Here is a 13,515-nt window from a genome sequence, read left to right on the forward strand (position 1 = left end):
GGCGGGGCGGCCTCAGAGGTCGCGCTGCCACCACCCCACGTCGTGCGGCTCGCCGAACTTCCACCCCACGCGCCGGAAGGTGCCCACGTGCTCGAAGCCGAGGTGCTCGTGCAGGGCCACGCTGGCGGCGTTGGGCAGGGTGATGCCGGCGACGGCCAGTCGCAGCCCGCGGCCGGCCAGGTCGGTGAGCAGCCGCTCGCAGAGCAGGCGGCCGAGGCCCCGGCCGCGCGCGGCCTCGGCCAGGTAGACGCTCACCTCCGCGGTGGTGTCGTACGCGGCGCGCACCCGGTGGCGCCCGCCATAGGCGTAGCCGAGCACCTCGCTGCCCTCCTCGGCCACCAGCCAGGTGTGGTGCCGCAGCGCCCCCTCGATGCGGCGGGCCATCTCCGCGGCGTCGGGGGCCTCCAGCTCGAAGGTGATGGCGGTGTCGCGGACGGACGGGGCGTAGATGGCGGCGCAAGCGGCGGCATCGGCCGGGGTGGCCACGCGCAGGCGGGGTGCGGGGGAGGGCATACGGCATGGTGGCACACGGCCGGATCGGCCATGGGCTCCCCGGAGGGCGTCATGCACGGCCAGCTGGAGACCGATGGCGGCTACGTGCTCATGGCGGCCGACGGCACCCGCCCCGAGGACGAGGTGGTGCGCGGCGGCATGAACCTGGTGCTGTGGGGCTCCGACGAGGCCACCCTGCGCCGCCAGTTCGACGGCCTGGCCGAGGAGGCGCGGTGAACATGCCCATGGAGCAGCAGATGTGGGGCGACGTCCACGGCGACCTCACGGACACGTCCGGCATCAACTGGGGCGTGAACGTTGGCAGCTCTGAGCCGACCGTCTGAGCCGCGCGGAGCCGCCGCCGGGCTCATGGGGCGGCGTCCCGGGACGGCCGGGGACCCGGCCCCACCCGTCCCCGTCGGCCGCCTCGTCCGCCTGCGCCAGGGTGCTCTCCGCACGCGAAGCTGCCGTGCGGACGCGAAAGGTGCTCTCCGCGCGGGAAACAACCCGTGTGGGGAGCACCTTTCCCGTGCGCGGTGACCTTTCCCGTGCGCCGGCCCGCCCCGACGCGCGGCGGGAGCCGACCGCCTGAGCCGCACTGGCCGCCTCGCCCACCCCGCCCGCCTACGCTGGCGCCATGACCACCCCCGATGCCGTGACCGCCGCCCGCGAGGCGCGCGCCCGCTACCGCGCCGGCGAGGTGCGCCCCACCAGCGGCGTGGCCCCGGGCGTCACCCAGGCCAACCTCGTGGTGCTGCCGGCCGACTGGGCGTTCGACATGCTGCTGCTGGCCCACCGCAACCCGGCCCCGATGCCGCTCCTGGACGTCACCGACCCCGGCGACCCCACCATCTCGTGGGCCCGGGGCGCGGACCTGCGCACCGACCTGCCGGCCTACCGCATCTGGCGCGACGGGCAGGTCACCGACGAGGTGCCCGACGCCACCGCCCACTGGCGCGACGACGCGGTGGCCTTCCTCTTCGGCTGCTCGTTCGGCTTCGAGCACGCGCTGCAGGCCGCCGGGGTGCCGGTGCGGAACATCGACCAGGGGCGGAACGTGGCCATGTACCTCACCGACCGCCAGCTCACCCCGGCCGGCCGACTGCACGGCGAGCTCGTGGTCTCGATGCGGCCGATGCCGCTGCCGCTGGTGCCCACGGCCAGCACCACCAGCGCGAACGTTCCCCTGGCCCACGGCGCCCCGGTGCACGCCGGCGACCCGGCCGCCCTCGGCATCGCCGACCTGGCCCGCCCCGACTTCGGCGACCCCACCGACCTGGAGCCCGACGACGTGCCGGTCTTCTGGGCGTGCGGCGTCACCCCGCAGGCGGTGATCGAGGCCTCCCGCCCGCCGTGGGCGATCACGCACGCGCCGGGACACATGTTCGTTACCGACGTGCTCGACGGGCGCCGCTGAGCCCTCACGCGAACGGGCCGGGCAGGGAGTCCCCGCCCGGCCCGCCGCGTGCGGGGACGCCTCAGCCGAACACGGCCCGCAGCACCAGCACACCCCCGGCACCCACCACGGCCGCGGCCGGCACGGTGATGACCCACGCCAGGGCGATCGGCTTCATGAGGTTCCAGTTGGCCGCCCGGTTCACCAGACCCACGCCCAGCACGGCGCCGATGAGGATGTGCGTGGACGACACCGGCAGCCCCAGCAGCGAGGCGGTCATGACCACACCGGCGGCCGAGAGCTCGGCGGCGAACCCGCTGGCCGGGTGCATCTGCGTGAGGCCCGAGCCCACGGTGGTGATGACCTTGCGGCCGATGAACCACAGACCGGCCACCAGGGCCACGCCCGAGGCGAGCATCAGCGGGGCGGGCACGGCGGCCTCCTCGCCGATCTGCTCGGTCTTGAGCACGTCGAACACCGCCGCGAACGGTCCCACGGCGTTGGCGATGTCGTTGGAGCCGTGGCTGAAGGCGAACGCGCAGGCGGTGAACACCTGCATCCAGCTGAAGAGCACGAAGGTGGAACGGGCCAGCGACTGCTGCTTGAGGTTCTTGGCGAAGATGAACACGGCCACCCACACCGCCGCGCCCACCATGGCCAGCACGATGAGGTTGTCGGCCACCCCGTCGGTGAGGTGCAGGTTCTTGAGCCCCTTGAACAGCAGCATCGCGGTGATGACGATGGCGCCGAAGGCCGCCAGCAGCGGCACCCAGGTCTCCAGGGCCTTGTGGGCGGCCACGTCGTCGCGCTGGTCCTGGATGCGGTAGAGCTCCCGGTAGTAGTCGGTCTCCAGCTCGTCGCGGTCGAAGTCGCCGTCGGCGCTCACCACCACGGCGTCGCGGGCCATGGCGTTGGTGTACGAGATCTGCTGCAGCTCGCTGAGGCGCTCGAAGGCCTCCTTGTGGCGGGCGCGGTGCTCGATGCGCTCGGTCTTGATGCGGCGCAGGCGCTCGTCGGCGGCCTCGTTGTACTGCAGGATGCCCCGCTTGATGAGGCCGAACAGCAGGTAGGCGATGACGCCGCCCAGCAGCGGGGAGAGGAACCAGGAGATGACGATCTGGCCGATCTCGCCCCACTGCACCATCTCCCAGCCGCCCTCGCCGGTGACCAGGCCGAGGGTGACCGCCGCGCCGACGATGCCGCCGACGATGGAGTGCGTGGTGGAGACCGGCCAGCCCATCTGGGTGGCCACGAGCAGCCACACGGCCGCCCCGAGGAGCGCCGACATCATGATGAAGGCGAAGTCCATGGGCGCCAGGGCCATGCCGTCCAGGTCCACGATGCCGGAGCGCACCGTCTCGGTGACCTCACCACCGGCCAGGACCGCGCCGCCCACCTCGAACACGGCGGCCACCATGAGGGCCTGCTTCATGCTCAGCGTGCCGGCACCCACCGAGGTGCCGAACGAGTTGGCCACGTCGTTGCCGCCGATGTTGAAGGCCATGAACAGGCCGAAGAGGATCGTCACCACGAGCACCGCGTGGTGGGAGTCGATCTGCCCGGTGGCCCAGCTGGTGAAGGTGATGAGCGTGCCCACCAGCATCACGGCGAACAGCAGGTGCCACCAGAGGTCGCGGCCGCCGTCGCCGTGGCGGCCGGCGTCGGTGGTGGGTGGGGACTCGGGTGCGGAGGTGGCCACGGGAACTCCTGTGCGACGGGAGGGGACAAGACGTGGGCACAGCGTGCCCCACCTCGGCGACGCGCGGGTTTCCTGTGGGTGAACAGGGGGAGGCCGACAGCACCGGGAGGTGAGGGCCCGGCGGGGAACCACCCCGTCTGTGCGGTGGGTGGCCGGTGTCGGCCGTCAACAACGCGTCAAGAGGGCATCAGGCCCACGTCAACGCCCCGCACCACCCCGGTGTCCGCGAGGTCCGATGGGGGACATGTTCGAAGATCTCATCGCGCTGGGTGCCGGGATCGCGACCCTGGCCTACATCGTCCACATGTTCGTGACGGACCGTTACTGAGGTGGTGCCGTGAACATCCTCGTGCACTCCCTGCTGGGGCTGGCCGTCGTCGCCGCCCTCCTCGTCGTTCCCGCCCACCTGCTCGGTGGCTGGCTCCACCGGGTCCTCACCGACGAGCACGACTGGGCCGTCGAACGCCTCACCTACCGACTGGTGGGCGTCGACCCCCGCGCCGAGCAGCCGTGGCGGGCCTACCTGGCCGCGGTGCTCGCCTTCGCGGTCGCGTCCGTGCTGCTCCTCTGGGGACTCATCCTGGTGCAGGGCCACCTGCCCTACGGGCTGGGCCGCTCCATGGACTGGCACACCGCCCTCAACACGGCCGTCAGCTTCACCACCAACACCAACTGGCAGTCGTACTCCGGTGAGGACGGAGCGGGCTACCTGGTGCAGGCGGCGGGCCTGACGGTGCAGAACTTCGTCTCGGCCGCCACCGGCATCGCCGTGGCGGGCGCACTGCTGCGTGCCCTGGCCCGCAGCGGTGCGGACACCGTGGGCAACTTCTGGGTGGATCTCACCCGCACCGTCTTCCGTGTGCTGCTGCCGGTGGCCACCCTGGGTGCGCTGCTCCTGCTGCTCGGCGGTGTGGTCCAGACCCTGCAGGCACCCTCCGAGGTGACCACCCTTTCCGGGGGCACGCAGGTGCTCCAGGGCGGACTGGTGGCCTCGCAGGAGGCCATCAAGGAGGTCGGCACCAACGGCGGTGGCTTCTTCAACGCCAACTCGGCACACCCCCTGGAGAACCCCACCCCGTGGACCAACGTGCTGGAGATCTGCCTCATCCTGGTCATCCCGTTCGCCCTGACCCGCACCTTCGGCCTGATGGTGGGTGACGCCCGTCACGGTGCCCTGCTGGCCACCGTGATGGGGGCCCTGCTCACCTGCTCGGTGGTGGTCATCGGCTGGGCCGAGATGGTCTCCGCCCGGGGGACGGCCGGCGGCATGGAGGGCAAGGAGGTGCGCTTCGGCGTGCCGTGGTCGGTGGTCTTCGGAGCTGCCACCACCGGAACCTCCACCGGTGCGGTCAACTCGATGCACGATTCCTACAGCGCCGTCGGTGGCGGCATGTTGATGCTCAACATGCTGCTCGGCGAGCTGTCGCCCGGCGGTGTGGGCTCGGGCCTGTACGGCATGCTCGTGATGCTGGTGGTGGCGGTCTTCCTCTCTGGCCTGATGGTGGGACGCACCCCGGAGCTGCTCGGCAAGTCCATCGGGCAGAAGGAGATCACCTGGGCCGCTCTCAGCGTGCTCGTGGTGCCCACCCTGGTGCTCGGGTGCTCCGCCGTGGCGGTGCTCGTGCCCGGCACCGGGGCGGCGCTGAACAACTCCGGACCGCACGGTCTCAGCGAGGTGCTCTACGCCTATGCCTCGGCAGCCAACAACAACGGGTCCGCGTTCGCGGGCCTGACGGCCTCCGACGAGTGGTTCACACTCAGCCTGGCCTTCTGCATGCTGCTGGGTCGCTTCGCGACCATCGCCGTGGTGCTGGGACTGGCAGGGGCCCTGGCCGCCCGCACCCGCCGCCCGGCCACGCGCGGCACCCTCCCGACGGCCACACCCACCTTCGCGGTGCTGCTGCTCGCCGTCACCCTCCTGGTCGCCGGCCTCACCTACCTGCCGGCGCTCGCCCTCGGACCCATCGGAGAGGCCCTCTCATGAGCACCACCCCGTCCAGCTCGTCCCTGTCCCGCACCGCCCTCGACGCGCTGCCCCAGGCGTTCCGCAAGCTCGACCCGCGCCACGTCATCGACCAGCCGGTGCTGTTCGTCGTGCTCATCGGCTCGGGTCTGACCACCCTGTACACGGTGCTGGACCCCACCGTGTTCAGCATCGGCACCACGCTGTGGCTCTGGGCCACCCTGCTCTTCGCCAACCTGGCCGAGGCCGTGGCCGAGGGTCGTGGACGTGCCCAGGCCGACTCCCTGCGCGCCGCCCAGACCGACCGCACGGCCCTGCGCCTGCTGCCTGACGGCAGCACCGAGGAGGTGCCCGCCCAACAGGTGGGTGTGGGCGACCTCGTGGTGGTGACCGCCGGGCAGGTCATCCCCTGCGACGGTGACGTCCACGAGGGGGTGGCTACCGTGGACGAGTCGGCCATCACCGGTGAGTCGGCCCCGGTGATCCGCGAGTCCGGTGGGGACCGCTGCGCGGTGACCGGCGGCACGACGGTGGTCTCCGACGGCATCGTGGTGCGCGTGACGAGCGCGCCCGGCGCCGGCTTCATCGACCGGATGATCTCCCTGGTGGAGGGGGCCGACCGTCAGCGCACCCCCAACGAGAAGGCCCTCTCGGTGCTGCTGGTGGTGCTCACCATCCTGTTCCTGCTGACGGTCATGGCCCTGCAACCCCTGGCCGTGCACAGCGGGAGCCGGGTGGAGCCGGTGATGCTCGTGGCCCTGCTGGTGTGCCTCATCCCCACCACCATCGGGGCGCTGCTCTCGGCCATCGGCATCGCCGGCATGGACCGCCTCGTGCAGCGCCGCGTGGTGGCGACCTCCGGCCGGGCCGTGGAGGCCGCCGGTGACGTGGACACGCTGCTGCTGGACAAGACCGGCACCATCACCCACGGCAACCGCCGGGCCGATGCCGTGCACCCCGCAGCCGGTGTGGAGGAGGCCGAGGCCGTCGCAGCGGCCCGCACCTCCTCGCTCTGGGACGAGACGCCGGAGGGGCGGTCCATCGTGGAGTGGGCCGCCGACCGCGCCGCCCCCGGGAGCGCACGTCCGACCGTGGAGGAGCTGGCCGCCGCCGGTGCCGAACCGGTGCCGTTCACCGCCCAGACCCGCATGAGCGGCGTGGACCTGCCCGACGGGACCCGCCTGCGCAAGGGGGCCGCCAGCGCCGTGGGCGCCTGGGTGCGGGAGGCCGGTGGCACCGTGGGCGACGCCCTGGGGGCGATCGTGGACGAGGTCTCCCAGCAGGGTTCGACCCCGCTGGTGGTGGCCGAGCAGCGTCCCGGCCGCCCGGCCCGCGTGCTGGGTGTGGTGGCGCTCAAGGACGTGGTCAAGGACGGCATGCGCGAGCGCTTCGAGGAGCTGCGCGCCATGGGCATCCGCACCGTCATGGTCACCGGTGACAACGTGCTCACCGCCCGCGCCATCGCCGCCGAGGCCGGTGTGGACGACGTGCTGGCCGAGGCCACGCCGGAGGACAAGATGCGCCTCATCCGGGCCGAGCAGTCCGGCGGCCGGCTGGTGGCGATGGCGGGTGACGGCACCAACGACGCCCCCGCCCTGGCCCAGGCCGACGTGGGAGTGGCCATGAACACCGGCACCCAGGCCGCCAAGGAGGCGGCCAACATGGTGGACCTCGACTCGGACCCCACCAAGCTGATCGACGTGGTGCGCGTGGGCAAGGAGCTGCTGGTGACCCGCGGGGCCCTGACCACCTTCTCGGTGGCCAACGACGTGGCCAAGTACTTCGCCGTCATCCCCGCCCTGTTCGCCGGCGTCCTGCCGGGGCTCGGGCGCCTGGACGTGATGCACCTGGCCAGCCCCCAGTCGGCGATGCTCTCGGCGGTGGTGTTCAACGCCCTGATCATCGTGGCGCTCATCCCGCTGGCCATGCGGGGCGTCCACGCCCGGGCCGCGTCCGCCGGTGCACTGCTGCGCCGCAACCTCCTGGTCTACGGCGTCGGTGGCCTGGTGGCCCCCTTCGTCGGGATCAAGCTGATCGACCTGGTCGTCTCCCAGATTCCCGGAATGGTGTGATGAACGTGAACTCCTCCCTGACCCGTCCCCTGCTCGCCGCCGTGCGGATGCTGCTGGTCATGACCGTGGTGCTCGGCGTGCTCTACCCGGCCGCCGTGCTGCTGGCCGGACGTGCCCTGCCGGCCCGGGCCGACGGCTCGGTGGTGCACCACGACGGCCGTGCCGTGGGCTCGGCGCTGTTCTCGCAGGAGACCACCGACCCGCGGTGGTTCCACCCCCGCCCCTCGGCCACCGACCACGACGGTGCCTCCAGCGGCGGCAGCAACCTGGGCACCCGCGAGCCCGCCCAGCTGGAGGTCGTCCGGGAGCGCCTGGCCGCCGTGAGGCAGGAGAACCCCGATGCCGCCGGGCCGGTCCCGCCCGACGCGGTCACCGCATCGGGGTCCGGGCTGGACCCCCACATCAGCCCCGAGTACGCCGAGTACCAGCTGCCGCGCGTGGCCGCCGCCAACGACCTCCCCGTCGAGCAGGTGCGTGCGCTGGTGGAGGAGCACACCGACGGCCCCTCGCTGGGGTTCGTCGGGGCGCCCCGGGTGAACGTCCTGCTGCTCAACCTGGCCCTGGCCGACGCCGTCGGGACGGACCGGTGACAATCACGCCATGAGCCAGGGACGACTCCGCATCCGACTCGGCGCCGCCCCCGGCGTGGGCAAGACCTGCGCGATGCTGGACGAGGGGCACGCCCTCGCGGCCGACGGGGTGGACGTGGTCATCGGGTACCTCGAGGACCACGACCGCCCCGCCACCCGGCGGCGCGCCGAGGGGCTGGAGGTGGTGCCCCGCCGCCGCACCGTGCACCGCGGGGTGGCCGTGGAGGAGATGGACCTGCAGGCCGTGCTGGACCGTCGACCCGAGGTGGCGCTGGTGGACGAGCTGGCTCACACCAACGCGCCCGGCTCGGAGAACGCCAAGCGCTGGCAGGACGTGCGCGCCCTGCTGGAGGCCGGCATCGACGTGATCTCCACGGTGAACATCCAGCACCTGGAGTCGCTCAACGACACGGTCACCGCCATCACCGGGGTGGTGCAGCGCGAGACCGTTCCCGACGCCCAGGTGCGCGCCGCCGACCGGGTGGAGCTCGTGGACCTCTCGCCGGAGGCCCTGCGGGCACGTCTCACCGACGGTCTGGTCTACCGGCCCGAGCGGGTGGACTCCGCGCTGCAGAACTACTTCCGGCCCGGGAACCTGGCCGCCCTGCGCGAGCTGGCCCTGCTGTGGCTCGCCGACCGGGTCAACGAGGGCCTGGCCGCCTACCGGATCGAGCACGGCATCGACGGCACCTGGCCCACCCGCGACCGGGTGGTGGTGGCCGTCTCGGGGGGACGCGAGGGCAGCACGCTGCTGCGTCGCGGCGCCCGCATCGCCGGGCGGTCGGCCGGAGGGGCCTTCCACGCCGTGCACGTGGCCCCCATGGACGGACTCACCGTCTCCTCGCCGGGCGCGGTGGCCGGGCTGCGACAGCTCACCGAGGAGCTCGGGGGCACCTTCCACACCGTCACCGGGCGCGACCCGGCCGAGGGCGTGCTGGAGTTCGCCCGCGGCGTGAACGCCGCCCAGGTGGTGGTGGGGTCCAGCCGGCGGCCGTGGTGGCGCCGTGCCGTGGACGCCGGCACGAGCGAGAAGATCATCCGGGACTCCGGTGAGATCGACGTGCACGTGGTGACCCATGCGTTGGCCGGCCGCGGTGGGCTCTCCCGCCCGGTGGCGGACCTCCCGGCCGAGCAGGTGCGCTGGGGATGGGTGCTGGCGGTGCTGCTGCCGCTGCTGCTCACGCCGCCGATGACCTTGCTGCCCTCCGGCGGGGCGCTGCCCCTCATCGTGCAGGTCTACCTCCTGGTGACCGTGGTGGTGGCCCTGGCCGGCGGACTCTGGCCGGCCGTGGCCTCGGCGGTGATCTGCTCGGCCCTGCTCAACTGGTACTTCACCCCGCCGGTGCACGAGTGGACCATCTCCGACCCGCAGAACGTGGCCGCCATCGTGGTGTACGTGCTCATCGCGGGGCTCGTGGCAGGGGTGGTCCATGCGCGGGCGAGGCGGGCCCAGGCAGCCGTGCGGGCCCAGCAGGTCTCGCACTCGTTGGCGGCCCTGGCGCCCACCGTGCTGGGCAGTGCCGACCCGATGGGGACCCTCCTGCGCCAGGCCGTGGAGCTGCTGGGCCTGCGCCGGGTGTCCCTGGTGCGCCTCGAGGAGGGGAGCCCGCCGGTGGTCGAGGCGTCGGCGGACGCCACGGACGGACCTGCCGACACCGCATCGGAGCCGCCAGCAGGCACTGCGGAGGGTGCCGAGACCCTGCGGGAACCGGTGGGGGACGGCCACCAGCTGGTGCTGGTCACCGACCGACCGCTGGAGGCCATGCAGCGGCGCGTGGTTTCCGCCCTGGCCGTGCACGCCGAGGCCGTGGTGCAGCGCCGCGCCCTGGAGGCGGAGGCGCGTACCGCCGACGAGCTGGCCCGCGACAACCGGGCCCGCCGGGCGCTGCTCTCGGCCGTCTCCCACGACCTGCGGACCCCGCTGGCCGCCATCAAGGCGTCCATCGGGTCGTTGCGCAGCACCGAGGTCGACTTCGCTCCGGAGGATCGCGAGGAGCTGCAGGAGATCATCGAGCACTCCTCGGACCGCCTCGAGGCCCTGGTGGACAACCTGCTGGACATGTCGCGCCTGCAGTTCGGGGCCGTGGTGGCCACACTGCGTCCTGTGGACCTGGCCGAGACGGTGCACAGCGCCCTGGAGGGGGAGGAGGGTGCCACTGCGGTCGAGTGCGACTTCGACCCCGCCGCCCGGGTGGTGCTGGCCGACCCCGGTCTGTTGGAAAGGGTGCTGGGCAACCTGCTGGAGAACGCCCTGCGCCACCAGCCCGCCGGGGAACCGGTGCGGCTTCGCTCCCGCCGGGTGGAGGGAGACGACGCGGATCCCTCGGGCGCCTCCGTGGTGCTCGAGCTGGCGGACACCGGGGTGGGCGTGGCCGCCGACCAGCGGGCGCGCATGTTTGAGCCGTTCCAACGGTTGGGTGACGTGCCGGCCGGCAACGGCGTGGGGCTGGGTCTGGCGGTGGCCAGGGGCCTGGTCACGGAGATGGGTGGCACCCTGGAGGCCGCGCCCACTCCCGGCGGCGGGCTGACGATGCTGGTGACCCTGCCCGCACCGGATCCCGGGGTCGACCACTCGTCACCGGGCGCGCCCTGCGCCGTGGCCGGTGCGTCCCCTGCTGCCGAGGTCCCCGAGGAGGGCGACGCATGACCCCCCGCATCCTGGTAGTGGACGACGAGGACGCCATCCGCCGCACCCTGCGCATCAACCTCCGTGCCCGCGGTTACGAGGTGGAGGCCGTGGGCTGTGGCCGTGACGCGCTGGACTCCGTGGAGCAGGACGCACCCGACCTGGTGGTGCTCGACCTGGGGCTGCCGGACATCGACGGTGTGGAGGTGCTGCGGAGGATCCGCCGCACGAGCCGGGTGCCGGTGGTGGTGCTCTCGGCCCGGCGGGCCTCCGACGACAAGGTCGAGGCGCTGGACGAGGGCGCCGACGACTTCGTGACGAAGCCGTTCGGCTCCGATGAGTTCATGGCCCGGGTACGGGCTGCCCTACGCCGCGGAGAGTCGGTGACCAACGCGGCCACACCGCCCTTCGTGACCGCCCACTTCGTGCTCGACTTCGCCACGGCATCGTGCGAGGTGGCCGGCCAGCCGGTGCACCTGACCCCCACCGAGTGGCGTTTCCTGGAGGAGCTCGCCCGCCACGACGGGCGTCTCGTGCCCCATGCGGACCTGCTGCGGTCCGTGTGGGGACCGGGCTACGGGCGCGAGTCCAACTACCTGCGCGTCTACGCCAACCAGGTGCGCCGCAAGCTGGAGCCGGACCCCACCGCACCGCGCCACCTGCTCACCGAACCCGGGATGGGCTACCGCCTGGTCCGGTGAGGGGTGTCGGTGGGAGCGGGCCACGTCGTACGGCACGCGACGACCGGGCCCTGTGGACGGCAGCGACGCACCGCTGGTGCGGTGGTGTGTACTGGGGCGCCGTCGCACGAGGAGAACCATGAGCACGCCGCCGACCCCCGGGGCACCCGACTGGGAGAGCCGCACCACCGACCCGCAGCGCATCCAGACCGGCCCCGTGGACGGGAGCCACCCGATGGCGGACGCCGCCCCGTCCGCGCCGCGGTCCTCCGGTGGGCGTGGCTCGTCCGGTGGGCCGGACCGCACCACCCTCGGCTGCCTGCTGGGCGGCGGGCTGGTGGCCCTGCTGCTGGTGGTGGCCGGCTTCTGGCTGTTCGGAGGCCTGGACGAGGACCGGCCGCAGGAGACCGACCCCACGGGCGGCCCCGCGATGCCGTCGGCCCCGGCCGTGCCGAGCGTGGCCCTGCCGTCGGTGCCCACGGGCCCGGCCGCCGAGTCGCCGGAGGCGGTCGGCTTCGGGGAGGGTGCGACCGTGCACGGGGTGGAGGTGGTGGTGGGCGAGCCGCAGTCGTTCACCCCGAGCGAGACCGCCGCCGGCTTCTCGCCCGACGCGCATCCGGTGGTGCAGGAGGTGACGGTCACCAACCACGGGGAGAAGCCCTTCGAGGTCTCGTTCCTGACCTTCCGGGCCACCGCCGGCGGCGAGGACGTGCGTCGCGGGTTCGACTTCGGCCAGGACCTCGGCCAGCCGTCGGGCGCGGTGGAGCCCGGCGGGTCCACCACCTTCCGCATAGGCTGGTCGGTGGAGGACACCGAGGACCTGACGGTCACCGGCTCGGTGGTGACCCCCGACGGGGGCCGCGGCACCTCCACCTGGGAGAGGTGACCGTCCCACCCACCGCGGGTCGTGGACCCACGGACCGGAATGGGCCCGTGGTCGCCCGTCCGACCGCGTGGCGTCAGGTGTACTGGGAGCAATCGCACGAGGGAGAAGACCATGACCACACCGCCTCCGCCCCCCGGCTCGCCCGACTGGGAGGACCGCCCGACCGAGCCCCACCGCATCCAGCCCGGCCCCGCCGGTGGCGGTGGGTCGCCCCGTCCCTACGACCAGCCCACCCCGCCGGTGTACGGGGGGCAGCAGTCGTCGCCCTACGACCAGCCGGTCCAGGACGCCTACGGGCAGTACGGCGCCACCCCGGCCCGGGAACAGCCCGCGTACCCCGCCCACCCGATGACGGGCCACGGGGGCTCGGGCGGGCGCTCCGGGGGCGGGCACGACCGCACCGCCATCGGGTGCCTGGTGGGTGCTGGCCTGCTGGTATTGGCCGTGCTGGCAGCGCTGTTCTTCGTCCTCGGCGGGTTCGGGGGTGACTCCGAGGACGACCAGAGCACGGGGGACGAGACGTCGGTGGAGCAGACCAACCCGGCGGAGGACCCGACCACCCCGGACGAGACCACCCCGGACGAGACGACCCCGGCGGAGGACCCGACCACCCCGGACGAGACGACCCCGGCGGAGGACCCGACCACCCCGGACGAGGACGCCGCCGCGGTGGCCTTCGGGGACGCAGCCAGCGCCGGTGACGTGGAGATCACCGTGGGCCGGCCCGAGCCGTTCCAGCCCGCCGAGGGCGCGGCCGGTGCCCAGAAGACCTCCGAGGCGGTGGTCCACGAGGTGACCGTCACCAACCGCGGGGACGCGCCGCTGGGCATCGGTTCGTACTACCTCCTGGCCCAGTCCGGCGGCCAGGACGCCGAACGCATCTTCGACTACACGCAGGAGATCCGCCTGCCGAGCGACCCCGTGCCGCCGGGGGAGTCGCAGACCTACCGGGTGGCCTGGGGCGTGCAGGACGCCGGCGACCTCGCGGTGACCGCAAGCGTCAGGGGCAGCGGTTCCGAGATGCCCACCAAGCTCACCTGGAGCAACTGACACCGGGCACCTCGGACCCGCGACGGGGCCGGGTGGGGACTGATCCCCACCCGGCCCCGTC

The 13,515-nt window shown here is 73.1% G+C and carries 11 protein-coding genes; 9 read left to right on the forward strand and 2 right to left on the reverse strand.

The features are described from left to right. Nucleotides 1–12 precede the first annotated feature (12 nt). Nucleotides 13–513: a GNAT family N-acetyltransferase gene (locus CYJ76_RS04210; protein WP_101849341.1), complete on the reverse strand. Its 501-nt coding sequence runs from the start codon at nucleotides 511–513 to the stop codon at nucleotides 13–15. Nucleotides 514–543: 30 nt separating this feature from the next. On the opposite strand from CYJ76_RS04210, the gene CYJ76_RS04215 reads away from it, so the two are divergent. Both CYJ76_RS04215 and CYJ76_RS04220 read left to right on the forward strand, forming a co-directional pair. Further along, complete coding sequence (locus CYJ76_RS04215; RefSeq protein WP_070704317.1) at nucleotides 544–729, forward strand: VOC family protein; 186 nt, start codon at nucleotides 544–546, stop codon at nucleotides 727–729. A 400-nt stretch (nucleotides 730–1,129) separates the two neighbouring features. Next, nucleotides 1,130–1,909: a putative hydro-lyase gene (locus CYJ76_RS04220; protein WP_101849342.1), complete on the forward strand. Its 780-nt coding sequence runs from the start codon at nucleotides 1,130–1,132 to the stop codon at nucleotides 1,907–1,909. A 61-nt stretch (nucleotides 1,910–1,970) separates the two neighbouring features. On the opposite strand, the gene CYJ76_RS04225 is transcribed toward CYJ76_RS04220, so the two are convergent. Beyond that, nucleotides 1,971–3,587: an inorganic phosphate transporter gene (locus tag CYJ76_RS04225; protein WP_101849343.1), complete on the reverse strand. Its 1,617-nt coding sequence runs from the start codon at nucleotides 3,585–3,587 to the stop codon at nucleotides 1,971–1,973. Nucleotides 3,588–3,924: 337 nt separating this feature from the next. Between CYJ76_RS04225 and kdpA the strand changes: the two genes are divergently transcribed. The 7 genes from kdpA (at nucleotide 3,925) to CYJ76_RS04260 (ending at nucleotide 13,454) form a co-directional block, all read left to right on the forward strand. Next, the gene (gene kdpA / locus CYJ76_RS04230) at nucleotides 3,925–5,571 is read left to right on the forward strand and encodes a potassium-transporting ATPase subunit KdpA (protein WP_070704326.1); all 1,647 of its coding nucleotides are present in this window, start codon (nucleotides 3,925–3,927) and stop codon (nucleotides 5,569–5,571) included. Continuing rightward, a complete protein-coding gene (gene kdpB / locus CYJ76_RS04235; protein ID WP_101849344.1) occupies nucleotides 5,568–7,622 on the forward strand; it encodes a potassium-transporting ATPase subunit KdpB in 2,055 nt (684 codons plus the stop codon). Before kdpA ends, kdpB begins: the two co-directional genes overlap by 4 nt. Then, the gene (gene kdpC / locus CYJ76_RS04240) at nucleotides 7,622–8,212 is read left to right on the forward strand and encodes a potassium-transporting ATPase subunit KdpC (RefSeq protein WP_070704331.1); all 591 of its coding nucleotides are present in this window, start codon (nucleotides 7,622–7,624) and stop codon (nucleotides 8,210–8,212) included. The genes kdpB and kdpC overlap by 1 nt, the downstream gene beginning before the upstream one ends. Nucleotides 8,213–8,222: 10 nt before the next feature. Next, complete coding sequence (locus CYJ76_RS04245; RefSeq protein ID WP_101849345.1) at nucleotides 8,223–10,859, forward strand: ATP-binding protein; 2,637 nt, start codon at nucleotides 8,223–8,225, stop codon at nucleotides 10,857–10,859. Beyond that, nucleotides 10,856–11,539, forward strand: coding sequence for a response regulator transcription factor (locus tag CYJ76_RS04250; protein WP_070704337.1), 684 nt, complete (start codon nucleotides 10,856–10,858; stop codon nucleotides 11,537–11,539). The genes CYJ76_RS04245 and CYJ76_RS04250 overlap by 4 nt, the downstream gene beginning before the upstream one ends. A gap of 118 nt (nucleotides 11,540–11,657) precedes the next feature. Next, a complete protein-coding gene (locus CYJ76_RS04255; RefSeq protein ID WP_101849346.1) occupies nucleotides 11,658–12,404 on the forward strand; it encodes a hypothetical protein in 747 nt (248 codons plus the stop codon). 111 nt (nucleotides 12,405–12,515) lie between these two features. Continuing rightward, a complete protein-coding gene (locus tag CYJ76_RS04260; RefSeq protein WP_101849347.1) occupies nucleotides 12,516–13,454 on the forward strand; it encodes a hypothetical protein in 939 nt (312 codons plus the stop codon). Nucleotides 13,455–13,515 lie beyond the last annotated feature (61 nt).

It is taken from the genome of Kytococcus schroeteri (genome assembly GCF_002847825.1).
In the GTDB taxonomy this organism is placed as follows: domain Bacteria; phylum Actinomycetota; class Actinomycetes; order Actinomycetales; family Dermatophilaceae; genus Kytococcus; species Kytococcus schroeteri.

Bases quoted from the DNA above. Each gene is read 5' to 3' on its own strand.
- kdpC (WP_070704331.1), top strand. From the start codon at position 7,622: ATGAACGTGAACTCCTCCCTGACCCGTCCCCTGCTCGCCGCCGTGCGG.
- CYJ76_RS04245 (WP_101849345.1), top strand. From the start codon at position 8,223: ATGAGCCAGGGACGACTCCGCATCCGACTCGGCGCCGCCCCCGGCGTG.
- CYJ76_RS04250 (WP_070704337.1), top strand. From the start codon at position 10,856: ATGACCCCCCGCATCCTGGTAGTGGACGACGAGGACGCCATCCGCCGC.
- CYJ76_RS04255 (WP_101849346.1), top strand. From the start codon at position 11,658: ATGAGCACGCCGCCGACCCCCGGGGCACCCGACTGGGAGAGCCGCACC.
- CYJ76_RS04215 (WP_070704317.1), top strand. From the start codon at position 544: ATGGGCTCCCCGGAGGGCGTCATGCACGGCCAGCTGGAGACCGATGGC.
- CYJ76_RS04210 (WP_101849341.1), bottom strand. From the start codon at position 513: ATGCCCTCCCCCGCACCCCGCCTGCGCGTGGCCACCCCGGCCGATGCC.
- CYJ76_RS04260 (WP_101849347.1), top strand. From the start codon at position 12,516: ATGACCACACCGCCTCCGCCCCCCGGCTCGCCCGACTGGGAGGACCGC.
- kdpB (WP_101849344.1), top strand. From the start codon at position 5,568: ATGAGCACCACCCCGTCCAGCTCGTCCCTGTCCCGCACCGCCCTCGAC.
- CYJ76_RS04220 (WP_101849342.1), top strand. From the start codon at position 1,130: ATGACCACCCCCGATGCCGTGACCGCCGCCCGCGAGGCGCGCGCCCGC.